Source organism: Streptomyces sp. NPDC002889 (assembly GCF_042888425.1).
GTDB lineage: Bacteria > Actinomycetota > Actinomycetes > Streptomycetales > Streptomycetaceae > Streptomyces.
Genome location: NZ_JBIAPT010000019.1, coordinates 1 through 24,436 on the forward strand (window position 1 = coordinate 1; position 24,436 = coordinate 24,436).

25 protein-coding genes and 1 pseudogene are annotated in these 24,436 nt (G+C 70.7%); 21 read left to right on the forward strand and 5 right to left on the reverse strand.

Annotation, left to right across the window (positions count from 1 at the left end):
• The 4 genes and pseudogenes from dnaK to ACFYWI_RS26265 form a co-directional block, all read left to right on the forward strand.
• Window positions 1–262: pseudogene (dnaK, locus tag ACFYWI_RS26250) on the forward strand (molecular chaperone DnaK); the annotation flags it as partial.
• Entirely contained in the window at window positions 259–900 is a 642-nt protein-coding gene (grpE, locus tag ACFYWI_RS26255) for a nucleotide exchange factor GrpE (protein ID WP_389237067.1), read from the forward strand. The pseudogene dnaK and the gene grpE, both read left to right, overlap by 4 nt.
• 45 nt (window positions 901–945) lie before the next feature.
• Window positions 946–2,121 carry a molecular chaperone DnaJ gene (gene dnaJ, locus ACFYWI_RS26260; RefSeq protein WP_389237069.1) on the forward strand — a complete coding sequence of 392 codons (1,176 nt, stop codon included), beginning with the start codon at window positions 946–948 and terminating at the stop codon, window positions 2,119–2,121.
• Entirely contained in the window at window positions 2,121–2,555 is a 435-nt protein-coding gene (locus tag ACFYWI_RS26265; protein WP_389237072.1) for a heat shock protein transcriptional repressor HspR, read from the forward strand. The genes dnaJ and ACFYWI_RS26265 overlap by 1 nt, the downstream gene beginning before the upstream one ends.
• A gap of 64 nt (window positions 2,556–2,619) precedes the next feature.
• Here ACFYWI_RS26265 and ACFYWI_RS26270 read toward each other — a convergent pair whose 3' ends face one another.
• Together ACFYWI_RS26270 and ACFYWI_RS26275 are read right to left on the reverse strand one after the other, a co-directional pair.
• Window positions 2,620–3,138: a hypothetical protein gene (locus tag ACFYWI_RS26270; protein ID WP_389237074.1), complete on the reverse strand. Its 519-nt coding sequence runs from the start codon at window positions 3,136–3,138 to the stop codon at window positions 2,620–2,622.
• Between the two features lie 61 nt (window positions 3,139–3,199).
• Window positions 3,200–4,210: a helix-turn-helix transcriptional regulator gene (locus ACFYWI_RS26275; protein ID WP_389237076.1), complete on the reverse strand. Its 1,011-nt coding sequence runs from the start codon at window positions 4,208–4,210 to the stop codon at window positions 3,200–3,202.
• 153 nt (window positions 4,211–4,363) lie between these two features.
• Here ACFYWI_RS26275 and ACFYWI_RS26280 point away from each other — a divergent pair, with 153 nt between their 5' ends.
• Entirely contained in the window at window positions 4,364–4,528 is a 165-nt protein-coding gene (locus tag ACFYWI_RS26280; protein ID WP_389237078.1) for a hypothetical protein, read from the forward strand.
• Window positions 4,525–4,842 (forward strand): (2Fe-2S)-binding protein, encoded by a 318-nt coding sequence (locus tag ACFYWI_RS26285; RefSeq protein ID WP_389237080.1) that lies wholly within the window; start codon window positions 4,525–4,527, stop codon window positions 4,840–4,842. The genes ACFYWI_RS26280 and ACFYWI_RS26285 overlap by 4 nt, the downstream gene beginning before the upstream one ends.
• Before the next feature lie 110 nt (window positions 4,843–4,952).
• Here the strand turns inward: ACFYWI_RS26285 and ACFYWI_RS26290 are convergent, their stop codons facing one another.
• Window positions 4,953–5,366 carry a pyridoxamine 5'-phosphate oxidase family protein gene (locus tag ACFYWI_RS26290; protein WP_389237082.1) on the reverse strand — a complete coding sequence of 138 codons (414 nt, stop codon included), beginning with the start codon at window positions 5,364–5,366 and terminating at the stop codon, window positions 4,953–4,955.
• A 122-nt stretch (window positions 5,367–5,488) separates the two neighbouring features.
• Here ACFYWI_RS26290 and clpB point away from each other — a divergent pair, with 122 nt between their 5' ends.
• Both clpB and ACFYWI_RS26300 read left to right on the forward strand, forming a co-directional pair.
• Entirely contained in the window at window positions 5,489–8,104 is a 2,616-nt protein-coding gene (gene clpB / locus ACFYWI_RS26295; protein ID WP_389237084.1) for an ATP-dependent chaperone ClpB, read from the forward strand.
• A gap of 87 nt (window positions 8,105–8,191) precedes the next feature.
• Window positions 8,192–8,737 carry a YbjN domain-containing protein gene (locus tag ACFYWI_RS26300; RefSeq protein WP_389237086.1) on the forward strand — a complete coding sequence of 182 codons (546 nt, stop codon included), beginning with the start codon at window positions 8,192–8,194 and terminating at the stop codon, window positions 8,735–8,737.
• Between the two features lie 80 nt (window positions 8,738–8,817).
• Here the strand turns inward: ACFYWI_RS26300 and ACFYWI_RS26305 are convergent, their stop codons facing one another.
• Entirely contained in the window at window positions 8,818–10,029 is a 1,212-nt protein-coding gene (locus tag ACFYWI_RS26305) for a pyridoxal phosphate-dependent aminotransferase (RefSeq protein WP_389237088.1), read from the reverse strand.
• Window positions 10,030–10,189: 160 nt separating this feature from the next.
• Here ACFYWI_RS26305 and ACFYWI_RS26310 point away from each other — a divergent pair, with 160 nt between their 5' ends.
• The 9 genes from ACFYWI_RS26310 (at window position 10,190) to ACFYWI_RS26350 (ending at window position 19,578) form a co-directional block, all read left to right on the forward strand.
• Window positions 10,190–10,444, forward strand: a complete 255-nt coding sequence (locus ACFYWI_RS26310; protein WP_389237090.1) for a hypothetical protein — start codon at window positions 10,190–10,192, stop codon at window positions 10,442–10,444.
• Between the two features lie 348 nt (window positions 10,445–10,792).
• Entirely contained in the window at window positions 10,793–11,341 is a 549-nt protein-coding gene (locus ACFYWI_RS26315; RefSeq protein ID WP_389237092.1) for a DUF2617 family protein, read from the forward strand.
• A gap of 53 nt (window positions 11,342–11,394) precedes the next feature.
• Window positions 11,395–13,065 carry a polyamine aminopropyltransferase gene (locus ACFYWI_RS26320; RefSeq protein WP_389237094.1) on the forward strand — a complete coding sequence of 557 codons (1,671 nt, stop codon included), beginning with the start codon at window positions 11,395–11,397 and terminating at the stop codon, window positions 13,063–13,065.
• A 52-nt stretch (window positions 13,066–13,117) separates the two neighbouring features.
• Window positions 13,118–14,164, forward strand: a complete 1,047-nt coding sequence (locus tag ACFYWI_RS26325) for an SRPBCC domain-containing protein (protein ID WP_389237096.1) — start codon at window positions 13,118–13,120, stop codon at window positions 14,162–14,164.
• 23 nt (window positions 14,165–14,187) lie between these two features.
• Window positions 14,188–15,021: an aldose 1-epimerase gene (locus tag ACFYWI_RS26330; RefSeq protein ID WP_389237098.1), complete on the forward strand. Its 834-nt coding sequence runs from the start codon at window positions 14,188–14,190 to the stop codon at window positions 15,019–15,021.
• Between the two features lie 10 nt (window positions 15,022–15,031).
• Window positions 15,032–15,571 (forward strand): orotate phosphoribosyltransferase, encoded by a 540-nt coding sequence (pyrE, locus tag ACFYWI_RS26335; RefSeq protein WP_389237100.1) that lies wholly within the window; start codon window positions 15,032–15,034, stop codon window positions 15,569–15,571.
• A 219-nt stretch (window positions 15,572–15,790) separates the two neighbouring features.
• On the forward strand, window positions 15,791–16,813 hold the full coding sequence (fbaA, locus tag ACFYWI_RS26340; RefSeq protein WP_389237102.1) for a class II fructose-bisphosphate aldolase: 1,023 nt from the start codon (window positions 15,791–15,793) through the stop codon (window positions 16,811–16,813).
• Between the two features lie 75 nt (window positions 16,814–16,888).
• Window positions 16,889–18,034 (forward strand): MalY/PatB family protein, encoded by a 1,146-nt coding sequence (locus tag ACFYWI_RS26345; RefSeq protein ID WP_389237104.1) that lies wholly within the window; start codon window positions 16,889–16,891, stop codon window positions 18,032–18,034.
• A gap of 68 nt (window positions 18,035–18,102) precedes the next feature.
• Window positions 18,103–19,578: an MFS transporter gene (locus ACFYWI_RS26350; RefSeq protein WP_389237106.1), complete on the forward strand. Its 1,476-nt coding sequence runs from the start codon at window positions 18,103–18,105 to the stop codon at window positions 19,576–19,578.
• A 129-nt stretch (window positions 19,579–19,707) separates the two neighbouring features.
• On the opposite strand, the gene ACFYWI_RS26355 is transcribed toward ACFYWI_RS26350, so the two are convergent.
• Complete coding sequence (locus ACFYWI_RS26355) at window positions 19,708–20,127, reverse strand: DUF3151 domain-containing protein (RefSeq protein ID WP_389237108.1); 420 nt, start codon at window positions 20,125–20,127, stop codon at window positions 19,708–19,710.
• Between the two features lie 153 nt (window positions 20,128–20,280).
• On the opposite strand from ACFYWI_RS26355, the gene ACFYWI_RS26360 reads away from it, so the two are divergent.
• From ACFYWI_RS26360 to ACFYWI_RS26375, 4 genes are all read left to right on the forward strand, one after another.
• Entirely contained in the window at window positions 20,281–21,237 is a 957-nt protein-coding gene (locus tag ACFYWI_RS26360; RefSeq protein ID WP_389237109.1) for a DUF3152 domain-containing protein, read from the forward strand.
• Between the two features lie 88 nt (window positions 21,238–21,325).
• Entirely contained in the window at window positions 21,326–22,147 is an 822-nt protein-coding gene (locus ACFYWI_RS26365) for a tryptophan 2,3-dioxygenase family protein (RefSeq protein ID WP_389237111.1), read from the forward strand.
• Entirely contained in the window at window positions 22,140–23,336 is a 1,197-nt protein-coding gene (gene kynU / locus ACFYWI_RS26370) for a kynureninase (protein WP_389237113.1), read from the forward strand. The genes ACFYWI_RS26365 and kynU overlap by 8 nt, the downstream gene beginning before the upstream one ends.
• Window positions 23,337–23,544: 208 nt before the next feature.
• Window positions 23,545–24,414, forward strand: a complete 870-nt coding sequence (locus tag ACFYWI_RS26375) for an alpha/beta hydrolase (RefSeq protein ID WP_389237116.1) — start codon at window positions 23,545–23,547, stop codon at window positions 24,412–24,414.
• The last annotated feature ends 22 nt before the right edge of the window (window positions 24,415–24,436 follow it).

The window sequence follows — 24,436 nt, forward strand, 5'->3', positions numbered from 1 at the left end:
CGATGTGAAGAGCGAGGTGGAGACCGCGCTCGGCGAGCTGAAGGAGAAGCTCAAGGGCGAGGACACCGCCGAGATCCGCACCGCCACCGAGAAGGTCGCGGCCGTCTCCCAGAAGCTCGGCCAGGCGCTGTACGCGAACGCCGCTCCCGAGGGCGCCGCTGCGGGCGCCGGTGACCAGGCCCAGTCCGCCGACAACGCGGACGACGTCGTCGACGCCGAGATCGTGGACGACGAGAAGGACGCAAAGGGTGGTGCCGCGTGACGGAGGAGACCCCGGGTTTCGACGAGAAGCCCGACGTCCCCTCCGGCGCCACCTCTGACGACGCCGCCGAGTCCGCCGAGTCCTCCCAGCAGGAGGGCCCGGCGGCCCGGGCAGGGGACGCAGCACAGATCGCCGGTCTGACGGCGCAGCTGGACCAGGTCCGTACCGCGCTCAACGAGCGCACGGGCGACCTCCAGCGGCTCCAGGCCGAGTACCAGAACTACCGTCGGCGCGTGGAGCGCGACAGGATCACGGTCAAGGAGATCGCCACGGCGACGCTGCTGACCGAGTTGCTGCCCGTGCTCGACGACATCGGCCGCGCCCGGGATCACGGGGAGCTGGTGGGCGGGTTCAAGTCGGTCGCCGAGTCTCTCGAGACGGCCGCCGCCAAGATGGGCCTGCAGCAGTTCGGCAAGGAGGGCGAGCCCTTCGACCCGACCGTCCACGAGGCCCTGATGCACTCGTATGCGCCCGATGTCACCGAGACAACGTGCGTCGCGGTGCTCCAGCCGGGGTACCGCATCGGCGAGCGCACGATCCGCCCCGCGCGGGTCGCGGTGGCCGAGCCCCAGCCGGGCGCGGCCGCCAAGGAAGAGAAGGCGAACGACGAGGAGAGCGGTGGCCCGGACGAGGGCTGACGCTGAGGTCTCCGAACGAGTGACCGTCCGGGAGGAGGGACGCCGATGAACACGAAGGACTTCGTCGAGAAGGACTACTACAAGGTCCTCGGCGTCCCCAAGGACGCCACCGAGGCCGAGATCAAGAAGGCGTACCGGAAGCTCGCCCGCGAGAACCACCCGGACGCCAACAAGGGCGACGCCAAGGCGGAGGAGCGCTTCAAGGAGATCTCCGAGGCCAACGACATCCTCGGCGACCCCAAGCGGCGCAAGGAGTACGACGACGCGCGCGCCCTGTTCGGCAACGGCGGCTTCAGGGCCGGTCCCGGCGGCGGCAACTTCAACTTCGACCTGGGGGACCTCTTCGGAGGCCCCCAGGGCGCGGGCCAGGGTGGCGCCGGCGGCTTCGGCGGCGGCCTCGGGGACGTGTTCGGCGGCCTGTTCAACCGCGGCGCCGGCCCTGGTACGCGTACCCAGCCGCGCCGCGGCCAGGACATCGAGTCCGAGGTGACGCTCAGCTTCACCGAGGCCGTCGACGGGGCCACGGTCCCGCTGCGGATGTCCAGCCAGGCCCCCTGCAAGACCTGTTCCGGCACCGGGGACAAGAACGGCACACCGCGTGTGTGCCCGACCTGTGTCGGCACCGGCCAGGTCTCGCGCGGCGGCAGCGGATCCTTCTCGCTGACCGACCCGTGCGTGGACTGCAAGGGCCGCGGTCTGATCGCCCAGGACCCCTGCGAGGTCTGCAAGGGCAGCGGGCGCGCCCGCTCCTCGCGCACCATGCAGGTGCGCATCCCGGCGGGTGTCTTCGACGGGCAGCGGATCCGGCTGCGCGGCAAGGGCGCACCGGGCGAGCGCGGCGGACCGGCCGGCGATCTGTATGTCGTCGTCCATGTCGACGCCCACCCCGTCTTCGGCCGCAAGGGGGACAACCTCACGGTCACCGTGCCCGTCACCTATGTGGAGGCGGCGCTCGGCGGCGAGGTGAAGGTGCCCACCCTCGGCGGGCCTCCGGTCACGCTGAAGCTGCCCGCCGGCACGCCCAACGGGCGCACGATGCGCGCCCGCGGCAAGGGGGCGGTCCGCAAGGACGGCAGCCGCGGCGACCTGCTGGTCACCGTCGAGGTGGCCGTACCGACCGAGCTCAGTGACAAGGCGAAGGAAGCGCTGCAGGCCTACCGCGACGCCACCGCGGACGAGGACCCCCGCGCCGAGTTGTTCCAGGCAGCGAAGGGAGCATGATGCGCCGCAACCCTTATGAACTGACCGACGAGTCGCCGGTGTACGTCATCTCGGTGGCCGCACAGCTGTCGGGACTTCATCCGCAGACCCTTCGCCAGTACGACCGGCTGGGTCTGGTCTCCCCGGACCGCACGCCCGGCCGGGGCAGGCGCTACTCGGCCCGCGACATCGAACTGCTGCGTACGGTGCAGCAGTTGTCGCAGACCGAAGGCATCAACCTGGCCGGGATCAAGCGCATCATCGAGCTGGAGAACCAGGTCGCGGCGCTGCAGCAACGGGTCGCCGAGCTGTCGGCGGCCGTGGACGGCGCGGCGGCCGCCATGCGTCAGCGCGAGGCCCAGGTGCACGCCTCGTACCGGCGCGATCTTGTGCCGTACCAGGATGTGCAGCAGGCCGGCGCGCTGGTGGTGTGGCGCCCCAAGCGCCCTGAGTGAGTCAACAGCCGTACGGTGACGGGCCGGGAGAGCACACGCTCTCCCGGCCCGTCACCGTTGCGTGTCACGGGAGCATGGCGCCGACCGTGTCGATCGCCATCATCCAGGCGGGCTGTCCGCCCGTACCGAACGCAGCCGCCAGCGCGTACCCCACCGACGCGTCCAGCGGATGCACCTCCGCCTCCGCACGCCACTCGGCGATCACCCGTCCGTCCCCCTCCGACGAGAAGTCGCCGAGGTGGCTGCCGTCGCGTGTCAGCCGACTGCCGGGTATCGAGTCCGGCAGCAGAACCCAGACGGTCCCGTCGTACTCCACCTCGATGCGGTACGAGCGCCGGCTGAGGCGCCCCTTGGCGGGCCTGAGCGCCACCTGGGCGCCGTTGACGGTCATGGTGAGGTGCCGGGGGTCGCGGGTGCCGATCGCGACCTGGTCGTCCTTCTGGGACCCCGGTGCGCGGTGCACCTCGATACGGGGGATCCGCTCGCCCTCGACCACCAGTGATTCCTGGTTGTCCGGCCGGACGGTGATCTCACCGAAGAGGTCGTCCTGTTGAGCGGCGGGTGTGGGGGCCGTGTCGTTCATGTGGATCTTTCTCCGCAGGGCTACGTGAAGACCTCCACTGTCGCACCGTCCTGACGTCCGGTCAGGTGGGACCGCTGTTCGTGGAGAACTCGTGGTCCTGCCCGAGGATCCCGGACTGTGCGATGAGGTAGCCGAGTTGGGCACGGCTGCCGCTGCCTAGTGCCGCGGCCAGTTTGGCGATGTGCGCGCGGCAGGTGCGTACGTTCATACCGAGCCGGCGGGCAATGGCCTCGTCGACGTGTCCCTCGATCAGGAGCTTGGCGATGGAGCGCTGGACGCCCGAAATGCCGTCCGGCGTCGGGTGGTAGGGCACCTCGTCCAGCAGCGGCACGGCCCGGCGCCACAACTGCTCGAAGACCTTGATGAGGTACTCCACCAGGCCCGGGTGGCGCAGCTCCAGGGCCACGCGCCGGTCGTCGCGGGCGGGGATGAAGGCGACCGTGCGGTCGAAGACGATCAGGCGCTCGATGAGTTCCTCCAGCGTGCGGATCTCCACCTTGCCGGCGGATATGCGCTCGACGTACGCGAGGGTTCCCTGGCTGTGCCTGACCGTGTGCTGGTACAGCGTGCGGATGCTGACCCCGCGGTCGATCAACGGCCGGTCCCGTTCGAGGGCCTGGGTGAGGACATGCGCGCTGCGTCCGCCGCCCGGCTGGATCGTCAGCATCTCCGTGTGGCACTCGGCGGTGGCCAGGTTGAGCGCGGCATTGATGCGGTCGAAGCCCTCCAGCACGGTGATCGCATGCGTGCTGGCCGGATTCTGGGCGCTGATCGCGAGGAACGGCTCAAAAGCATCGGTCAGTTCGATGGACAGACGCCGACGATCCAGGATCTCCCGCTCGATGGGGTGCAGCCTTTGCGCCAGGGCGACGGACGGGGGAACGGGACGGAGCCACTGTGCGTCGTCGGGATCCGGGTGCAGCAGTGCGAACTCGAGGAGGCAGGGCGCCGCTTCCGCGTCGATTCGGGCGATCCGGCCGGTGCTCAGTGCACTGACATAGAGTCGCGCCCCTTCCGGACACAACTCGGTGACCGCATGGGGATGTGTCGGTTTTGTGTCGACATTCGGCAATTCTCCACCCCCCAGGGTCTTGTACGTGCAGGAACATGATGCATCGTCCCTGTGGCATTGACATGCCTGAATGAGCCATGGTCTGTGATGCGGGGGAGAAGAAACCATCAAGTGAGGACGAAGCCGACTATGCGCGAGAGAATGCTTCGCTCGGTGCTTGCCACTGTCTTCTCTGCGACCGTGGCGTTCGGCGCCCTGAGTGGTATAGGACTCGGCCTGGCGGACTTCCCGCCGGACAGCGGTTGGGACAGCGTGCAGGCGATCGCTCCGCCGCCGGACAGTGGCTGGGACAGTGTCGGCGCGGGCGTGGCAGCGTGACCGTTCCTCCGGACGACCGGGTCTTCCGGCGTGAGATGGCGACGGCCTACCGCTCGGGGTGGCATTTCATCGACCTCGTCACGGCAATCCCCCACCGTGGCGACTCGTTGATGGTCACCCTGTTCGGAGAGCCCGTCATCGTGGCACGCGAGGAGGACGAGGACGTCCGCGCTTACCGATGCCTTCGCCGGCCGCGGGGTGCTCCGCAGCCCGTCCGCTGTGCCATCCGTTACGGAATGATTTTCGTCAATCTCGACCAGCGCGATCACCAGTTGGTCGAGCCCGACACCACCGCCACCCCCCGCAGTGCCTGAGCGGTTCCCCCGTCGTTCCAAATCGCTCAGGTGCTTCCCCCACACAACGGCGCCATCGTGGACCTGAAACACGATGGCGCCGTTGTGCTGCCCGCGTACGGTTTCGAGCGCTACGCGCGGCCCATCGCCCGGGTCAGGGCGATCTCGATGACCACCCGGTCCGGATTGGGCGCCGGAGTGCGTCCGTACCGCTGCGCGTAGCGGCTCACCGCGTCCGCGACGACCTCGGCCTCCGTACGGATCCGTGCGCGGCCCTCCAGCGTCGCCCAGCGCCCCTTGTCCACCTGGCAGACGGCGACCTGTGCTCCCTCCGGGCCCGCGGCCAGTACGTTGGCGACCTTGTGGCTGCGCTTGTTGGTGATCACCCGGGCCAGGCCGCGCTCGCCCCCTTCGGGGTCATAGGTCACCCCTACGGCGACGACGTGCGGACTGCCGTCCGGCCGCGGTGTGGTCAGGGTGCACATGTGGTACTCGCGCCAGAACGCGAGATAGGACGCGCCGGGGTTGCGGGGGTCGATCGCCATGAGCGGAACCTACCTTCGTGTTCTGTCCGTCGACACCCTGAGTGCAATAGACTCAACTTTATGCACGTTGAATGAGTCAGCGTCGAGGAAAAGATCCCATCCCCAAGGAGGAGAGAGCCCACGTGGACGCCGAGCTGACCAACAAGAGCCGTGATGCGATCAACGCCGCCACCAGCCGGGCCGTGTCCGACGGGCATGCCGATCTGACCCCGGCGCACCTGCTGCTCGCGCTCCTCGCCGGCCGGGAGAACGAGAACATCACCGATCTGCTGGCCGCCGTGGAGGCCGACCAGGCCGCCGTACGGTCCGGGACGGAGCGGCTGCTCGCCGCCCTGCCGAGCGTCACAGGTTCCACCGTCGCGCCGCCGCAGCCCAACCGCGACATGCTCGCCGTCATCGCCGACGCCGGGCGGCGGGCCAAGGAGCTCGGCGACGACTACCTCTCCACCGAGCACCTGCTCATCGGTATCGCCGCCAAGGGCGGCCAGGCCGGGGAGGTGCTGGCCGGGCAGGGGGCCACGGCCAGGAAGCTGCTGGACGCGTTCGAGAAGACGAGGGGAGGGCGCCGGGTGACCACAGCGGATCCCGAGGGGCAGTACAAGGCGCTGGAGAAGTTCGGGACGGACTTCACGGCCGCGGCCCGCGAGGGCAGGCTGGATCCGGTCATCGGCCGGGACCAGGAGATCCGCCGGGTCGTCCAGGTGCTGTCGCGGCGTACGAAGAACAACCCGGTGCTGATCGGTGAGCCGGGCGTCGGCAAGACCGCCGTCGTCGAGGGCCTCGCCCAGCGCATCGTGAAGGGCGACGTGCCCGAGTCGCTGCGCAACAAGCGACTGGTCTCGCTCGATCTCGGCGCGATGGTCGCGGGCGCCAAGTACCGCGGTGAGTTCGAGGAGCGGCTGAAGACCGTGCTGTCCGAGATCAAGGACAGCGAAGGCCAGATCATCACCTTCATCGACGAGCTGCACACCGTCGTGGGCGCGGGTGCGGGCGGCGACTCCGCGATGGACGCCGGCAACATGCTCAAGCCGATGCTGGCCCGCGGCGAGCTGCGGATGGTCGGAGCGACGACCCTCGACGAGTACCGCGAGCGGATCGAGAAGGACGCCGCCCTGGAGCGCCGCTTCCAGCAGGTGCTCGTCGCCGAGCCGACGGTCGAGGACACCATCGCGATCCTGCGGGGGCTCAAGGGCCGCTACGAGGCCCACCACAAGGTGCAGATCAACGACTCGGCGCTGGTGGCCGCCGCCACCCTCTCCGACCGGTACATCACCTCACGCTTCCTCCCGGACAAGGCCATCGACCTCGTCGACGAGGCGGCCTCCCGGCTCCGGATGGAGATCGACTCGTCCCCTGTGGAGATCGACGAGCTGCAGCGCGTCGTCGACCGGCTGCGGATGGAGGAGCTGGCGCTCAACAACGAGTCCGACCCCGCCTCCCGGCAGCGCCTGGAGAAGCTGCGTCGCGACCTCGCCGACAAGGAGGAGGAGCTGCGTGGTCTCACCGCCCGCTGGGAGAAGGAGAAGCAGTCCCTCAACCGCGTCGGTGAGCTGAAGGAACAGCTCGACGAACTGCGCGGCCGGGCCGAGCGGGCCCAGCGCGACGGCGACTTCGACACCGCGTCCAAGCTGCTGTACGGGGAGATCCCCGGCGTGGAGCGGGAGCTGGAGGCGGCGGCCGAGGAAGAGGCCGAGCACGAGGCCGCCAAGGACACGATGGTCAAGGAGGAGGTCGGCCCCGACGACATCGCGGACGTGGTCGGCTCCTGGACCGGTATCCCGGCCGGGCGGCTGCTCGAGGGCGAGACCCAGAAGCTGCTGCGCATGGAGCAGGAGCTCGGCAAGCGGCTGATCGGGCAGAGCGAGGCCGTGCAGGCGGTGTCGGACGCGGTCCGCAGGACGCGGGCGGGAATCGCCGACCCGGACCGGCCCACCGGCTCGTTCCTCTTCCTCGGCCCGACCGGTGTCGGCAAGACCGAGCTGGCGAAGGCGCTCGCCGACTTCCTGTTCGACGACGAGCGGGCGATGGTCCGTATCGACATGAGCGAGTACGGCGAGAAGCACTCGGTCGCCCGCCTGGTCGGCGCACCTCCCGGCTACGTCGGCTACGAGGAGGGCGGCCAGCTCACCGAGGCCGTGCGCCGCCGCCCGTACAGCGTGGTGCTGCTGGACGAGGTGGAGAAGGCGCACCCCGAGGTCTTCGACATCCTGCTGCAGGTCCTCGACGACGGGCGGCTCACCGACGGGCAGGGCCGGACGGTCGACTTCCGCAACACCATCCTGATCCTGACCTCGAACCTGGGCAGCCAGTACCTGGTCGAACCGCTGACCAGCGAGGAGGAGAAGAAGCAGCAGGTCCTGAAGGTGGTCCGGGCGTCCTTCAAGCCGGAGTTCCTCAACCGGCTCGACGACCTCGTGGTCTTCTCGGCCCTGACGCGCGACGAGCTGGCGCACATCGCCCGGCTCCAGCTCGACCGGCTCGCGAAGCGCCTCGCCGAACGCAGGCTTACGCTGGACATCACCCCGGCGGCCCTGGAGTGGCTCGCAGACGAGGGCAACGACCCCGCGTACGGAGCACGGCCGCTGCGCCGCCTGGTCCAGACGGCGATCGGGGACCGGCTCGCGAAGGAGATTCTCGCGGGCGAGGTCACGGATGGCGACACAGTGCGGGTGGACCGCTTCGAGGACGGTCTGATCGTCGAACCGGTGAGGGGCACGGCGACCGGAAAGACTCTCTAAGCCGAGAGCGGACCCGCCGGGCGGGGGTTGCCAGCCCCCGCCCGCCATGGGGGAGGATGTCGGGAACCGTTCGAAGGGAAATACACGGTGAGCATCGACCCGTCCTCGATTCCGAATTTCGGGGGCCAGCCCCAGCCTCAGGCCTCAGGACCGGCGGGCCCCGTCGTCCCCGACCAGGACCTGGTCAAGCAGCTCCTCGAGCAGATGGAGCTGAAGTTCGTCGTCGACGACGAGGGTGACCTCGCGGCGCCGTGGGAGGACTTCCGCACGTACTTCATGTTCCGCGGCGAGGCCGAACAGCAGGTCTTCTCGGTGCGCACGTTCTACGACCGTCCGCATGCGCTCGAGGACAAGATCAAACTCCTCGAGGCGGTCGACGACTGGAACCGCCGCACCCTGTGGCCCAAGGTCTACACCCACCTCCACGAGGAGGAGGGGAGCGAGTCGAACCTCCGCCTCATCGGTGAGGCGCAGATGCTGATCGGCACGGGCGTCAGCCTGGAGCACTTCGTGTCCTCCACGGTCAGCTGGGTGCGCGCCGCGATCGAGTTCGACCGCTGGATCGTGGAGCGGTTCGGCCTGGAGTCGGTGGACGTCGAGCCCGACGGCGAGAAGCCGTCCGGCGACGCCTGACGTCGGCGCAGCACGGTCCGCGGGGGCGATGGTCATCGTGACCGCCGCCCCCCGCGGTCTGTTGTCAGGGCGCCCTTTTGTCAGGACGCCAGGGACTTGAGGCGGGTGACCGCGTCCTCCAACACCTCGGTGCGCTTGCAGAACGCGAACCGTACATAGGGCGCGCCCTGCTCACGGTGGTCGTAGAAGACCGCGTTCGGGATGGCGACGACACCGCACCGCTCGGGCAGCGCCCGGCAGAAGGCGAAGCCGTCGTCCTCGCCCAGCGGGCGGATGTCGGTGGTGACGAAGTACGTGCCCGCCGGGCGGTGCACCCGGAAGCCGGCTGCCGCGAGGCCCGCGCTCAGCAGATCCCGCTTGGCGCGCAGATCATCGCGGAGCGTGTCGAAGTACTCCTGCGGCAGCGCCAGTGCCTCGGCGACCGCGTACTGGAACGGCCCTGCCGAGACGTAGGTCAGGAACTGCTTCGCCGAGCGGACCGCCGAGACGAGTTCCGGGGACGCGGTCACCCAGCCGACCTTCCAGCCCGTGAACGAGAAGGTCTTTCCGGCCGAGGAGATCGTGACCGTGCGCTCGCGCATCCCGGGGAAGGACGCGAGTGGCACATGCTCGCCGTCGAAGGCGAGATGCTCGTACACCTCGTCGGTGATCACCAGCAGATCGCGCTCGACCGCGAGTTCGGCGATCGTGCCCAGTTCGGCGGGGGTCAGGACGGTGCCGGTCGGATTGTGCGGGGTGTTCAGCAGGATCAGCCGGGTGCGGTCGGTGACCGCGTCCCGCAGCTCGTCGAGATCCAGGCCGAAGCCCCGCTCCGCGGCTTCGCCGCCGGTGCCGGCGCCCGGCCGCAGCGTCACCGGCACCCGTACGCCGCCCGCCATCGCGATGCACGCGGCGTACGAGTCGTAGTACGGCTCCAGCGCGATCACCTCGTCGCCCGGCTCCACCAGGGCCAGCAGCGCGGCCGCGATCGCCTCGGTCGCACCGGCGGTGACCAGGACCTCGGTGTCGGGGTCGTACGTCAGGCCGTAGCGGCCCTGCTGGTGGGCGGCGACGGCGGCGCGCAGCTCGGGGACGCCGGGGCCGGGCGGGTACTGGTTGCCCCGGCCGTCGCGCAGCGCCCGTACCGCTGCCTCCCTGATCTCCTCGGGACCGTCGGTGTCGGGGAAACCCTGGCCCAGGTTGATGGACCCGGTCCGTACGGCGAGTGCCGACATCTCGGCGAAGATCGTCGTGCCGAACTGCGCGAGCCTGCGGTTGAGCAGCGGTCGGGGTGCCGAAGCGCGTCCTGTCATGAGTGCCATCCTGTGCCGAAGCTCTGGAGTTGCTCAAGTCTGCTTTGGGCCCGTCGGGCCAGGGGCATCCCCCTCACACGCAAGAAGCGCGCATGCCAGAAGCGGTCACGCGGCGTCGCGGGGGTCTCGCTTCGGGGGAACGAGAAGGACGGTGGGAGTGATGTCGGTGTTGATCAGCATTGCGGTCGTTGCCCTGGTGCTCATCCTGGCGGTAGCGATCGGCGCCGGTGCGCGGAAGGGCAAGAGCAGCAAGAAGGTCAGGACGACCAAGCGGAGCCGGCGCGCCGTCGCCGAGGGCGGCGGCAGCTGGTGGGCCGGTGACGGCGGGGCGAGCTCCTCGTCCTGCGGCAGCAGCTCGTCCTCCTGTGGAGGCGGCTCGTCCTGCGGCGGCGGTGGATGTGGCGGAGGCAGCTGACACGGGGCAGCTGGTCCGTGACAAGTGAAGGTGCCCGGCGGGTGAACTCCCGCCGGGTGCCTTCTTGTTGGGCGTCCTACTGATCGTTGTGTTGACTTCGCAACCCCGTTTTCCATTGAACAGTTGAACCGTTGGGCCCCCGAGGGGATGGAAACCACGCCAGATTGGGTAAAAACGCTGTGGGCGCCGCGTACTTCATGATTCCCTCGCTGTCGGAACCTGTTGGATTCATCCAGCCCTCGGACCTCATGTGGACCCGAGCAGGCCACCCCCCACCTCCCGCGCTCCGCTTCCGGAGTGCCTTGGTCCACGTGTCCACCCGCCGAAGCGCGTTTGCGGAGCCGACCCATGCTCACGACCCTGAAAACCGCCTACACCGATACCCGTGCCGACGACCTGGCCTGGGCGCTCGACCGGGAGCCGTTGCCCGCCCTGGCCGTTCTCGATCTCGAACTATCGGGCGCCAAACTGCAGTTGAGACTCCTGGGTGCCTCCCATCAGGTGCTGCTCGAGGAGGCGCGGGGTACCTGTTCGGAGACCGTCGCCTGTATCCCGGGCAGCAGCACACCGCTGCCCCTCGGGGTCGCCAAGCGGCTCGGCGACTGGGAGTACGAGTTCGCGGCACGCGTCGAGACGCTCTCGCAGGGGTCGTTCGCCAGCCGTGCCCAGGAGCTGCTGGCCCTGGTCGCCGACCATCCGCAGGGCCTCGCCGGTACGTTCCCCGGCTCTCCGCACGCGTTCACCGCGATGCTGGCGCAGCGCTGCGAGGGTCAGGTGCGGTGGCGCACCTGGCACGCGTACCCCCAGGAGGGTCAGCTGGTGGTCACCCGTACCCGCGTCGGGGTGCTTGCGCAGGGCGCGCGCCCGGAGCGACGCCCCCAGCCTGCCGCGCTGTAGTTAGCTCGTGTGGGTGACAATCGGCTTCGAATCCGTGACGTAGCGTTGCGGGGATGATCGACCGGCAGCAGGCGTCACCGCGGACGTCACCGCAGACGCCGCCGCGCCCTTCCGCGCAGGCGTCCCTGACGCAGGCGCCCCCACCCCAGGGCGGTGCGCAGCTGCCCGTGCGCCCCGACGCCGGCCGTTATCTCGTCCTTGCGGCCGTCTTCGTCTGTGCCGCATGCGGGCTGGTGTACGAGCTCGAACTGGTCGCCCTCGCTTCGTACTTGATCGGCGACTCGGTCACCCAGGCGTCCGTCGTGCTGTCCGTGATGGTCTTCGCGATGGGCATCGGCTCGCTGCTCGCCAAACGGCTGCGCTGCCGGGCAGCCGTCGGCTTCGGCATGCTGGAGGCGGCGCTCGCGCTGATCGGCGGCTGCTCGGCGATGGTGCTGTACGCGGCCTTCGCCTGGATAGGCGAATCCCGGCTGGTCCTGGTGGGGTTCTCGCTCGCCATCGGCGTGCTGATCGGCGCGGAGATACCGCTGCTGATGTCCCTGATCCAGCGCATCTCACGGCGGGACGCCGAGGGCACGGTGGCCGATCTGTTCGCCGCCGACTACGTGGGTGCGCTCGTCGGCGGCCTCGCGTTCCCGTTTCTGCTGCTGCCCTGGCTCGGGCAACTGACCGGCGCGCTGCTGACCGGGGCGGTCAACGCGGTGGCGGGCGGGGCGCTCGTGCTGTGGTTGTTCCGCCGCGATCTGACGGCGCGTTCGCGTGCGCTGCTGCTCGTCGTGAATGCGGTGGTGCTGGCGGTGCTGGCGCTCGCGACCGTCCTCGCCGGCGACTTCGAGCGGGCGGCGCGCCGGGCCGTCTACGGCGACCATGTGCGCTCGGCCGTCCACACCGATGTGCAGGAGGTCGTCCTCACCGGTCGCCGGTCCGGGCCGCCGGATCTGTTCCTGGACGGGCGGCTCAAGGTCCGGGGCCGTGACGAGCACCGCTACCACGAGGCGCTCGTCCATCCGGCGATGCGGGGACCGCATGCGCGGGTGCTGATCCTGGGCGGCGGCGACGGGCTCGCCGCGCGCGAGGCACTGCGCTGCGCAGGCGTCCGGGCGGTGACCGTGGTCGAACTGGACGCGGGCGTGGTCCGGCTGGCGCGTAGGGACCCGGGGCTCGCCGCGCTGAACGACCACGCCTACGACGACCCCCGGGTACGGGTCGTCACGGCGGACGCGTTCTCGTGGCTGCGTTTCGCGCCCCGCGGCGCGTACGACGTGATCGTGTCCGATCTGCCCGACCCGGGCTTCACCGAGAGCACCAAGCTCTACTCCCTGGAGTTCTACGGGCTGGCCCGGAGGGCGCTGGCGGCGCGCGGACGGCTCGTCGTCCACGCCGGGCCCGCCATCGCGCGGCCGCATACGTACTGGACGGTCGACGCGACGCTGCGCGCGGCCGGGCTGTACCCCCGCGCCTACCGCGCCGGAGCCGCAGGGGGCAATGAGGTCCCGGGCCATGATCCGGAGGGTTCGAGGGGACCCCGCGCGGCGCCCGACGGCTGGGGCTTCCTGGTCGCCGCCACCGACCGCCCCCCGCGGCTCGGCCTCGACCCCGCGCGCCCCCCGCTGCGTTCTATGACCGCCGACGGGCTGGCCGAGGGCGCGCGTGACGTGGAGGCCACGCGGCCGCGGGGTGCGCCGGCGCCGTCGACGCTGGTCCACCCGCGTTACACGGACTGAGCGCCGCGTGAAAGGCAGACGCGAAGGGCAGGGCTGAGTAGGCTCGGCTTCCATGGAGCATGAGGTGTTCGTTCCGGTTGCGACAGAGACCCTCCGACAGCTGTTGCGGGACCCCGCCCGGGTCGCCCGCTGCGTCCCAGGGCTCCAACAGGACGCGGATGCGTCGGCCGGCCCGCTGTCGGGCCGGCTCAAGGTACGAGTCGGCGGGCACACCATCACCTACCGCGGTGCGCTGCACATCACGGAGCGGGCCGAGGCCTTCGCGGTCGAGGGCGAGGGCGCGGAGGTGCGCGGCACCGGCTCGGTGAAGGTGACGCTGATGATCCGCCCGGAGCCGGCCGAAGGCGGTACGACGCTGAGCTTCACCGGCTCGTCCCACGCGGAGGGCCGCCTCGCCGAGCTCGCCCCGGATGCGGCGGCCTCCGCGGCACGCCGCCTGCTCGACCGTCTCGTCGCGGAGGCGGCCGCCTTGGTGACGGAGCCGACCGGGTCCGACCGGTCCGTCGACGGCGATGACGTCGCCGCGGACGGGTCCGCCGACGTGCCCGACGCCGCCTCCGGCCCCGGATCGGCCGGGAGGACCGTACGCTCCAACGGCTCGGCACCCGGGCCCTCCGGCCCGGACGATGCCGCTGCTGGTGCCGATGCCGATACGACGGCCTCCGCGCCCGAGTCCGGCGAAGCCGCTGCCGCGGACCGCGCCGCCGACACGCCGTCCGACCCCGGTGCGGCCGGATCCGCCGGCGACGACTCCACCGACCCCACCTCCTCCGTCTTCGAGACCCCCGTCCCGCTGCCCTCGCTCGGACCCGATGCCGACGAGCAGTTCGACGACATCGACCGGCTCGACGGGACGGACGAGTTGGCGGACGACGAGCCGGAGGACGAGCCGCCCGCCGAGGCCGCCCATGCACGGCGCACCATGATCGGACGCAGCGCCGAGGAGGTCGACCACGCCCCGCCGCGCGGACGTTACGCACCCACTCCCGCACCCGACGCCACCTCGGCCGGTGCGACTCTGCGCTGGATCGCCCCCGCCGCCGCGCTCGCGCTCGCGTCCGCCGTCGTCGTGGGCCGGGTGCTGCGCCGACGCAAGTAGCCGACCCGGGCTACTGTCATGGTGTGAGTAGCAGCGATGACAGCGTCCGGCTGGCCGCCCCAGACGTCGAGTTGACCGTGCACCCGGAGAACGGCTGCCGTATCGGGAGTCTGCGTATCGGCGGCACCGAAGTGCTTCGGCAGGGCGAGAAGTACGGCTCGTTCCCGATGGTTCCCTGGTGCGGTCGGGTCCGGGACGGGCAGTTCCGCAACGGAGCGGTGAAGCATCAACTGCCGCTCAACTCACCGCCGCACGCCATCCACGGCACCGGCCGGGACAGCGTGTGGCGCACCGCCCAGGCCGGCAAGAGCGAAGCGGCCTTCATCTACCACCTCGCCGAGCCCTGGCCGTACACCGGAGTCGTCACACAGACCTTCGCACTGACGGAGCAGTCGCTGACGCTCACCCTGGGCGTGGAAACGTACGACACGTCCTTCCCGGCGCAGGCCGGCTGGCATCCGTGGTTCCTGCGCAATCTGGGCAGCGGCGAGGATGTGCGGATCGGCTTCACGCCCGGGTGGCAGGAGGAGCGCGGCGCGGACCAGCTGCCGACCGGGCAGCGCATCGCGGCGCAGCCCGGTCCCTGGGACGACTGCTTCGGTATGCCCGGCGGTGTGGATGTCACCCTCACCTGGCCCGGTCAGCTGGAACTGAACGTCGTCAGTGGTGCCGAGTGGGTCGTGGTCTACGACGAGCAGGAGGGGGCGGTCTGCGTGGAGCCGCAGTCCGGGCCGCCCGACGGCCTGAACACCCTCCCGCGGCTGGTCACCCCCATCGACCCGCTGGAGGTCACGACCACCTGGACCTGGCGCCGTCCCTCGACCCTGTCCGGCCGGTCGGGGCCGATCAGGACCTAAGCTCATGGGCATGACTGACGTACGCGCTGAGCTGCTCCAGCAGATCAAGGACAAGGCCGTGGTGCACGGCAAGGTGACCCTCTCCTCGGGTATCGAGGCCGACTGGTACATCGACCTGCGCCGGATCACGCTGGACGGCGAGGCCGCGCCGATGGTCGGCCAGGTGATGCTCGATGCCACCGCCGAGCTGGACTACGACTGCGTGGGTGGTCTGACGCTGGGCGCCGACCCCGTGGCGACCTCGATGCTGCACGCCTCCGCCGCCCGCGGGCAGCGGCTCGACGCCTTTGTCGTCCGTAAGGCGGGCAAGGCGCACGGCATGCAGCGCCGGATCGAGGGCACGGACGTGAAGGGCCGCCGCTGCCTGGTCGTCGAGGACGTGTCGACCACGGGTGGATCGCCGCTGACCGCCGTCGAGGCGGTCCGTGAGGCCGGCGGTGAGGTCGTCGCGGTCGCAGTGATCGTGGAGAGGGGCGCCGCCCCCAGGATCGCGGAGGCCGGGCTGCCGTACGTCAACGCGTACTCGCTGGACGAGCTGGGTCTCGTCTGAGTGGTTCCAGCGCTGACTCCGACTCAGTGTTATGGGCTCTGACCTGCGGTGATACCGAGGGGCGTCGTGTTTCACGTGAAACGGGACGCCCCTCGCGCATGTGGGCACCCCGGGCACTGTGGACCCGGGCCGAGAGTCTGGAAAGATAGGCCGCGACGATGACGTCGCCCCCAGGTCAGGGCCAGCACCACATACCCGCACATCACAAGGAGCGGACACATGCCCATCGCGACTCCCGAGGTCTACAACGAGATGCTCGACCGGGCGAAGGCAGGCAAGTTCGCCTACCCCGCCATCAACGTGACCTCGTCCCAGACCCTGCACGCTGCACTGCGTGGCTTCGCGGAGGCCGAGAGCGACGGCATCATCCAGGTTTCCACCGGCGGTGCCGAGTTCCTGGGTGGCCAGTACAAGAAGGACATGGTCACCGGTGCGGTCGCCCTGGCCGAGTTCGCGCACGTCGTTGCCGAGAAGTACGACATCACCGTCGCGCTGCACACCGACCACTGCCCCAAGGACAAGCTGGACGGCTTTGTACGCCCGCTGCTCGCCATCTCCGCCGAGCGCGTGGCCAAGGGCCAGAACCCGCTGTTCCAGTCCCACATGTGGGACGGTTCGGCCGAGACCCTCGCCGACAACCTGGACATCGCCCAGGAGCTGCTGAAGCAGGCCGCCGCCGCCAAGATCATCCTCGAGGTCGAGATCACCCCGACCGGTGGCGAGGAGGACGGCGTCACGCACGAGATCAACGACGAGCTGTACACGACCGTCGACGACGCGCTGCGCACCGCCGAGGCGCTCGGTCTGAGCGAGAGGGGCCGCTACCTGCTGGCCGCCTCCTTCGGCAACGTCCACGGCGTCTACAAGCCGGGCAATGTCGTGCTCCGCCCCGAGCTGCTCAAGGACCTGCAGGAGGGCGTGGCCGCCAAGTACGGCAAGCCCAACCCGTTCGACTTCGTCTTCCACGGCGGCTCGGGCTCGACGCCCGAGGAGATCGCCGTGGCGCTGGAGAACGGCGTCGTGAAGATGAACCTCGACACCGACACCCAGTACGCCTTCACCCGTCCCGTCGCGGACCACATGTTCAAGAACTACGACGGCGTCCTGAAGGTCGACGGCGAGGTCGGTTCGAAGAAGGTCTACGACCCGCGCAGCTGGGGCAAGGCGGCCGAGGCCGGCATGGCCGCGCGTGTCACCCAGGCCTGTGAGGCCCTGCGCTCCAAGGGCACCAAGCTCAAGTAGGCGTGATGCACGCATCGGGCCCGGCACCCCTTCGCGGGGCGCCGGGCCCGCACTGTGCCCGGGGAGGGGATCAGCGTGAACCATGACTTCGACACCCCGGTCGACCGGCGCGGGACATGGTGCATCCAGTGGGACGGGGTCGCCGACCGCTTCGGCGTCGAGGGGCTGCTGCCCTTCACCATCTCCGACATGGACTTCACCTCTCCGCCCGAGGTGCTGGACGCCCTGCAGCGCAGGGTCGCGCACGGGGTCTTCGGCTACACCGACTGGCGGCACGAGGACTTCCTCTCGGCGATACGCCACTGGTTCGCGGACCGGTACCGCACCGAGATCGACACCGACCTGATCGTGTACGGGCCCTCCGTGCTCAACCAGCTCTCGCAGCTGCTGCGGATGTGGTCCGCGCCCGGCGACGGCGTGGTCGTCCACACCCCCACGTACGACGGCTTCATCAAGGCGATCGGCGGTCTGAACCGGGAGCTGCGTGGTGCGCCCATCGGTGACATGGCGGCGCTGGAGCGGCAGCTCGCCCGCCGTGACAGCACGGTCCTGGTCCTCTGCTCGCCCCACAACCCCACCGGCAGGGTGTGGACACACGACGAGCTGACGGAGATCGCCACGCTGGCCGCACGCCACGAGGTGGCCGTCGTCAGCGACGAGATACATGCCGACTTCATGCACGACGGCAACCAGCATCTGCCCTGGACCCGGTACGGCAGCGGCCGCTGGGCGTTGATCACCTCGGCCACCAAGTCCTTCAACTTCCCGGCGCTGAGCGGTTCGTACGGCATCATCGGCGACCGCGACGACCACGCCGAGTTCCTGCGGCGGATGCGGACCGGGGAAGGACTCGCCTCGCCCGCCGTCCTCTCCCTGACCGCGCACATCGCCGCGTACCGGCACGGCGGACCCTGGCTGGACCAACTCAACGCCTATGTGGCGGGCAATCTGCGGATGCTCGCCGACCGCCTGGCCGCCGCCTTTCCCGGGCTCGGATGGCGGCCGCCGCAGGCCGGGTATCTCGCCTGGATCGATCTGCGGCCGCTCGGCATCGACGACGCGGCGCTCCAGCGGGAGCTCGTCGAACGCGAGAAGGTCGCGATCATGCCGGGTACCACGTACGGCTGCCCCGGGTTCGTACGCCTCAATGTCGGCTGCCCGCGCAACAAGGCGGAGCGCGGCACGGACGCCCTGGTCCGAGCCCTGCGACGGCTCGCCTGAGCGGCCGGCCGGACCGTTGCGCGCGTGACCGGGTCGTCCGAGCGGCGGGCTGCTGGGATGATCCGTGTATGGACGACAGCCCGGGCAGCGCGGGACGTACTCGGCTCTCATCGGCAACCGGGCGCTGGGTGGTCCTGACGACAGTGCTCGGGTCCAGCATGGCGATGCTGGACTCCACCGTCGTCAACGTCGCGCTCCCTCGCATCGGCGAGGACCTCGACGCCGATCTGGCGGCCCTGCAATGGACCGTCAACGCCTACATGCTCACGCTAGCCTCGCTGATTCTGCTGGGCGGGGCCCTCGGCGACCGCTACGGGCGCCGGAAGGTCTTCGTGCTGGGCGTGGTCTGGTTCGCCAGCGGCTCGCTGCTGTGCGGGCTGGCCCCCAACGCCGGGGTCCTGGTGGCCGCCCGTGCCCTCCAGGGCATCGGTGGCGCGCTGCTCACGCCGGGGTCGCTGGCACTGATCCAGGCGAGTTTCCACCCCGACGACCGGGCCCGCGCGGTCGGCCTGTGGTCGGGATTCGGCGGTATCGGCGCGGCGATCGGCCCGTTCCTCGGCGGCTGGCTGGTCGACGGCGCGGGCTGGCGCTGGATTTTCCTGCTCAATGTGCCGCTGGCCGCGCTGTGCGTCCCGGTCGCGCTACGGCATGTCCCGGAGTCGCGCGACCCCCAGGCGTCCGGCAGCTTCGATGTGCTGGGCGCGGTGCTCGGCGCGGTGGCACTGGGCCTGGTGACGTACGCACTCATCGGGTCGTCGTGGTGGGCAGGGGCCCTGGGCATCGCGGCGGGGGCGGCCTTCGTCGCCGTCGAGTGGCGGCGCCCCGATCCGATGCTGCCCCTGTCGATCTTCAGGCTGCGCCAGTTCACGGCCGTGAACCTGGTGACGCTGTGCGTGTACGCAGCCTTCGGCGGGTTCTTCTTCCTGGCCGCCCTGCAACTCCAGGTGGTCGTGGGCTACTCGGCGCTCGGCGCGGGCACCGCACTGCTGCCGGTCACCCTGCTGATGCTGCTGCTGTCGGCGAAGTCGGGGGAACTGGGGGAGAGGATCGGCCCGCGTATCCCGCTCACTGTGGGCCCCTTGCTGTGCGCGGCCGGGATGATGCTGATGCTGCGCGCAGGTGAGGGCGCCTCGTACTTCACGGACGTGCTGCCCGCGCTGCTGGTCCTGAGCCTTGGCATGGTGACCCTGGTCGCCCCGCTCACCGCGACGGTGCTGGCGGCCGTGGACACCGGGCGGGCGGGGATCGCGAGCGGCATCAACAACGCGGCGGCCCGTGCCGCGGGCCTGCTCGCGGTGGCGGCGCTGCCGCTACTGGCGGGAATGGGCCCCGAGGCGTACCGCTCGGCCGAGGAATTCGGGGAGACGTTCCGGCGGGCGATGCCGATGTGTGCGGGCGTGCTGGTGCTGGGGTCCCTGATCGCCTGGTGGACCGTGCGCACCCCGAAGGACAAGGAGGCCCACTGCCAACCGGAGTGCAGGATCAACTGCGGTGTCGTCTCACCGCCGTTGGAGACCTCCGGCGGTGACCAGCAGCGGCCGTGACCAGCATCGTCACCGCCGTCCGCGGCGGCTGGTCACGGCATTCCGCAGCGCCCCGGCGGGCTGCGACGGTCGGCGGTCGGTGGGCAGCGTCGGCACTGTGGCCGGCGCCGCCCGCCGAGCGGCCGATCGCTAGCGCATCAGCTCGGCGTACGCCTCCGTGCTGCTGTCCTTCAGGAACTGGCTGCAGCGCTGGGCCTCTTCGGTCTCGTTGATCGACTCCGCCGCGCGGGCCAGTGCCGCCAGGCAGCGCAGGAAGCCGCGGTTGGGCTGGTGGCTCCACGGGATCGGGCCGTGGCCCTTCCACCCGGCGCGCCTGAGCTGGTCGAGGCCACGGTGGTAGCCGGTGCGCGCGTACGCGTACGACTCGACCACCCGCCCGGCCTCGAAGGCGTCGTCGGCGAGCATCGCCCAGGCGAGCGAGAAGGTGGGGAAGTCGGCGACGACCGCGGCCGGGTCCGCGGACTCTTCGCCGAGCCGCCGGTACGGCTCCTCCTGGTCCGGCAGATAGGTCGGATCCGGGCCGTCCAGCAGGTTCTTGTGAGTGGTCATGTGTGCAGTCTGCCACTGTGCCGCGGTCTCTCCGGCGGCCGCACGGACCGGCCCGCTACGATCGCACACACTGACGATCTACGGATGCACAACCGGTGACGAGGCCCCTCGCCTCTCCCCCCAGCACCGGCCCGTACCAGGGAGAGGTCTGTCTTGGGCAAGCGAGCCGCCGCCCCCCGAGGGGCCGGCCGGAGCCGTGTACGCCGCAGCGCGGCCCCCCGCCGCCGTGCACTGGCCCCCTTACTGGCGCTCGGCGCGTGCCTCGCCGCCCTCTCCGTCGGCGGCGGTGCCGCGCTCGCGCACTGGCAGGGCGACCGGTCCGCCGTCGAGGTGGCGGTCGGACCCGACGAGCCCCACGACCCGCCGCTGACGTCGCCCGAAGCCTCGCGCGATCCCCGTCCCGGTGCCGGTCCCGAGTCCGATTCCGGCCCCGAGCCGTCCGTATCCGCGTCCCGGCTGCGTGAGCCCCGTCCCTCCCCGTCCTCCAGGCCCTCCGCGTCCTCCACGCCCTCGACGTCCCCGTCACCGAGCGAGAAGCCCGCCGACGTCCCTGTCTCCGGCGCCGGGACCTTCACCGTCGCGCAGGCCGCCGGCGCCCCGACCGGCTCGGGCACGCTGCGCCGCTACCAGGTGGAGGTCGAGGAGGGCATCGACCTCTCGGCCGAGCAGGCCGCCGAGGAGATCGAGAAGATCATCGCCCACCCGCGTGGCTGGGCGGCGCACGGCCGGGGCCGTTTCCAGCTGGTCTCCTCGGACGCCGATTTCGTGATCAGGATCGCCACACCCACCACCGCGGACCGGCTCTGTGCCGCCGAGGGGCTCGACACGCGCGGCGAGCTGAACTGCGAGACCATCGACGGTGTCGTGGTGAATCTGCGGCGCTGGATGCTGGGCTCGCCGACGTTCGACGGGCCGCCCGCCGAGTACCGGCATCTGATCATCAACCATGAGGTCGGGCACGAGATCGGCATCCGCCGGCACATGGGCTGCCCCGGCGACGGCAAGCCCGCTCCGGTGATGATGCAGCAGATCAAGGGCCTGAACGGCTGCGTTTCCAATGCCTGGCCGTACGACCAGAACGGGACGTTTCTCACCGGACCCCTGGTGTGATCCTCGGCTTATGATGCCGGTGGGGACCGGGGCCCACACCGGAAAAGGAAGGGGCGGACCGCTACCCGGATTCGTCGAGGAGACAGCAATGTCGCATGACGCCGCCCCGAATCTGGATTTCGCGGGCACCACTCCGTACGAGGACTATGTCCAGGCGGATGTCCTCACCCATCTCCAGCACCCGCGCTCGGACGACCCGGGCGAGATGGTCTTCCTGGTCACCACCCAGGTCATGGAGCTGTGGTTCACCGTCATCGTCCATGAGTGGGAGACGGCCGCCCGCGCTCTGCGCGAGGACCAGGTGCCGGTCGCCATGGAGGCCCTGAAGCGGTCGGGGTGGGAGCTTCAGTCGCTGAACGCCTCCTGGAAGCCGATCGCCCAGCTGACCCCCGCGCAGTTCAACGCCTACCGGGCCGCGCTCGGCGAGGGCTCCGGCTTCCAGTCGGCGATGTACCGGCGCATGGAGTTCCTGCTCGGAGAGAAGTCGGCGTCGATGCTGGTGCCGCACCGGGGCGCACCGCGGGTGTACGCGGAGCTGGAGAAGGCGCTGCACGAGCCGAGCCTGTACGACGAGGTGCTGCGGCTGCTCGCGCGGCGCGGGCTGGCGGTGCCCCAGGCGGTGCTGCAGCGGGATCTGTCGCAGAAGTACGAGCCCTCACCGGAGGTCGAGAAGGTCTGGGCCGAGGTGTACGGCGGAGCCGACCAGGACACCGAGCTGGTGCGGCTGGCCGAGGCGCTGACCGACGTCGGCGAGCTGGTGTGGCGCTGGCGCAACGACCATCTGGTGGCGACCCGGCGGGCGATGGGCTCCAAGGTCGGCACGGGCGGTTCGGCGGGGGTCACCTGGCTGGAGAAGCGCGCCGCGAAGAACGTGTTCCCCGAGCTGTGGACGGCGCGCAGCCATGTCTGAGCAGCCGGCCCAGCGGGCCGCGGCGCTGGACGCCGCAGACGAACTGGCCGGTGCGCGCAAGCTCTTCGCACTCGACGCCGCTGTGTATCTCGACGGCAACTCGCTCGGCGCGCTGCCGGCGCATGTGCCGGAGCGGGTCGCCGATGTGGTGACCCGCCAGTGGGGCGAGCTGCGGATCCGCTCGTGGGACGAGAGCGGCTGGTGGACGGCTCCCGAGCGGATCGGCGACCGGATCGCCCCGCTGGTGGGGGCCGCGCCGGGGCAGATCGTGGTCGGCGACTCCACAAGCGTCAATGTCTTCAAGGCGGTTGTGGGCGCGGTGCGGCTGCAGGGCGACCCGTCGCGTACGGACGTCCTGGTGGACGCCACCACCTTCCCGACCGATGGCTACATCGCCGAGTCGGCGGCCCGTATGACGGGCAAGCGGATCGTGCCAGTGGACCCGGCCGGGCTCGCGTCGGCGCTCGGCCCGAGCACCGCGGTGGCGCTGGTCAACCATGTGGACTTCCGTACGGGCCGGCTGCACGACCTGCCGTCGCTGACGGCGGCGATCCATGATGCGGGCGCGCTCGCGGTCTGGGACCTGTGCCACAGCGCGGGCGCGCTGCCGGTGGGCCTGGACGCGCACGGCGTGGACCTGGCGGTGGGCTGTACGTACAAGTACTTGAACGGTGGACCGGGTTCGCCGGCGTATGTCTACGTCGCCGAGCGCCACCAGGCCGCGTTCGACTCGCCGCTGCCGGGGTGGAACTCGCACACGGACCCGTTCGCCATGACCCCCGGCTTCGAGCCGGCGGACGGCGCGGTACGGGGCCGGGTCGGCACCCCCGACATCCTCTCGATGCTGGCGCTGGAAGCGGCGCTGGACGTCTGGGACGGGATCTCGATCGACGCCGTGCGGGCCAAGAGCCTGGCGCTGACGGACTTCTTCCTGGAGTGCGTCGAGACCTATGTCCCGGCGGGCCGGGTGACCTGCCTGACGCCCGGGGAACACGCGGAGCGCGGCAGCCAGATCGCGCTGCGCTGCGATGACGCGCCGCGGGTGATGCGGGAGTTGATCACCCGCGGCGTGATCGGCGACCTCCGCCGCCCCGATGTCCTGCGCTTCGGCTTCACGCCGCTGTACGTGGGCTTCGAGGACGTGGAGCGCGCCGCGCGCGTCCTGTCGGAGGTCCTGGCCGAGGCGTAGCACCCCCGGACGGTGGCCCGCTGCCTGCGCGGAGTACCGATGCGCGCGCAGGCAGCGGGTCCACCGGCCGGCGGTGGCCGCATCCGCGTGATGGGCGTGGGTCGTCCGTACCGCAGACACCCGCGGGCAGTACGCCCCCGGTGCCGGGCGCTGGTAGCTTCCCGCTGATCACGTCGTACATCCACACCGCGGGAAGTTGGAGCAGCGCATGACGGACCCCGTCGCCCGTGACGCCGCCGAGGAAGAGTCGGCCTTTTCGCACCCCGCCGTCGCGCCGGACGTGTCCGCCCGGTACGGGGAGCACCCGGATCACGTCGTCGAGTTCTATGCGCCCCGGGGCGGGCAGGACGATGTCCCGCTGGTCGTCCTCCTGCACGGCGGGGCCTGGCGCGCACCGTACGACCGGCAGCATGTGACGCCTTTCGCGGACTTCCTGGCCCGCCGCGGGCTCGCCGTCGCCAACGTGGAGTACCGGCGCGGGCGGGAGATTCCGCAGCAGGGCGGGACCGGGCCGGTCGCCGGGCGGTGGCCCGAGACGTTCGACGATGTCGCCGCCGCCATGGACGCGCTGCCGGATCTGGTCCGGCAGGCGCTGCCGCAGGCCGATCCGCGGCGGATCGTCGTCACCGGGCACTCGGCCGGCGGGCACCTCGCCCTGTGGGCCGCCGCCCGCCACGTGCTGCCCGAGGGCTCCCCCTGGCGGCTGCCCGCACCGCCCGCTGTGCGTGGCGTCGTCGCCCTCGCGCCGGTCGCGGATTTCGCACGGGCCGTCGAGCTCGGTGTGTGCGGCGATGCCGTCACTCAACTGCTGGGCACTGAGGACGAGTTCGTGGTCCGCGCCCCGCATGCCGATCCGGCTGCCCTGCTGCCCACCGGCATCGCCACCGTGGTCGTCCAGGGCCGGGACGACATCGTCGTGCCGTACCCCGTGGCCGAGGCGTACGTCGACGCGGCGGCGAAGGCCGGCGAGACCGTCGGGTTGACGCTGCTCGAGGACGTCGGTCACTTCCCGCTGATCGACCCGGCCGCCGACGCCTGTGCCGTCGTCGCGGAGGAGATCGCCCAACTCGCTTGGTGAGCATGGGGGAGAAGCGAGTGGC

Bases quoted from the DNA above. Each gene is read 5' to 3' on its own strand.
- ACFYWI_RS26265 (WP_389237072.1), top strand. From the start codon at position 2,121: ATGCGCCGCAACCCTTATGAACTGACCGACGAGTCGCCGGTGTACGTC.
- ACFYWI_RS26325 (WP_389237096.1), top strand. From the start codon at position 13,118: ATGGAGCATGAGGTGTTCGTTCCGGTTGCGACAGAGACCCTCCGACAG.
- kynU (WP_389237113.1), top strand. From the start codon at position 22,140: ATGTCTGAGCAGCCGGCCCAGCGGGCCGCGGCGCTGGACGCCGCAGAC.
- ACFYWI_RS26365 (WP_389237111.1), top strand. From the start codon at position 21,326: ATGTCGCATGACGCCGCCCCGAATCTGGATTTCGCGGGCACCACTCCG.
- ACFYWI_RS26270 (WP_389237074.1), bottom strand. From the start codon at position 3,138: ATGAACGACACGGCCCCCACACCCGCCGCTCAACAGGACGACCTCTTC.
- ACFYWI_RS26305 (WP_389237088.1), bottom strand. From the start codon at position 10,029: ATGACAGGACGCGCTTCGGCACCCCGACCGCTGCTCAACCGCAGGCTC.
- fbaA (WP_389237102.1), top strand. From the start codon at position 15,791: ATGCCCATCGCGACTCCCGAGGTCTACAACGAGATGCTCGACCGGGCG.
- ACFYWI_RS26315 (WP_389237092.1), top strand. From the start codon at position 10,793: ATGCTCACGACCCTGAAAACCGCCTACACCGATACCCGTGCCGACGAC.
- pyrE (WP_389237100.1), top strand. From the start codon at position 15,032: ATGACTGACGTACGCGCTGAGCTGCTCCAGCAGATCAAGGACAAGGCC.
- ACFYWI_RS26290 (WP_389237082.1), bottom strand. From the start codon at position 5,366: ATGGCGATCGACCCCCGCAACCCCGGCGCGTCCTATCTCGCGTTCTGG.
- ACFYWI_RS26350 (WP_389237106.1), top strand. From the start codon at position 18,103: ATGGACGACAGCCCGGGCAGCGCGGGACGTACTCGGCTCTCATCGGCA.
- ACFYWI_RS26355 (WP_389237108.1), bottom strand. From the start codon at position 20,127: ATGACCACTCACAAGAACCTGCTGGACGGCCCGGATCCGACCTATCTG.
- ACFYWI_RS26320 (WP_389237094.1), top strand. From the start codon at position 11,395: ATGATCGACCGGCAGCAGGCGTCACCGCGGACGTCACCGCAGACGCCG.
- ACFYWI_RS26310 (WP_389237090.1), top strand. From the start codon at position 10,190: ATGTCGGTGTTGATCAGCATTGCGGTCGTTGCCCTGGTGCTCATCCTG.
- ACFYWI_RS26375 (WP_389237116.1), top strand. From the start codon at position 23,545: ATGACGGACCCCGTCGCCCGTGACGCCGCCGAGGAAGAGTCGGCCTTT.
- dnaJ (WP_389237069.1), top strand. From the start codon at position 946: ATGAACACGAAGGACTTCGTCGAGAAGGACTACTACAAGGTCCTCGGC.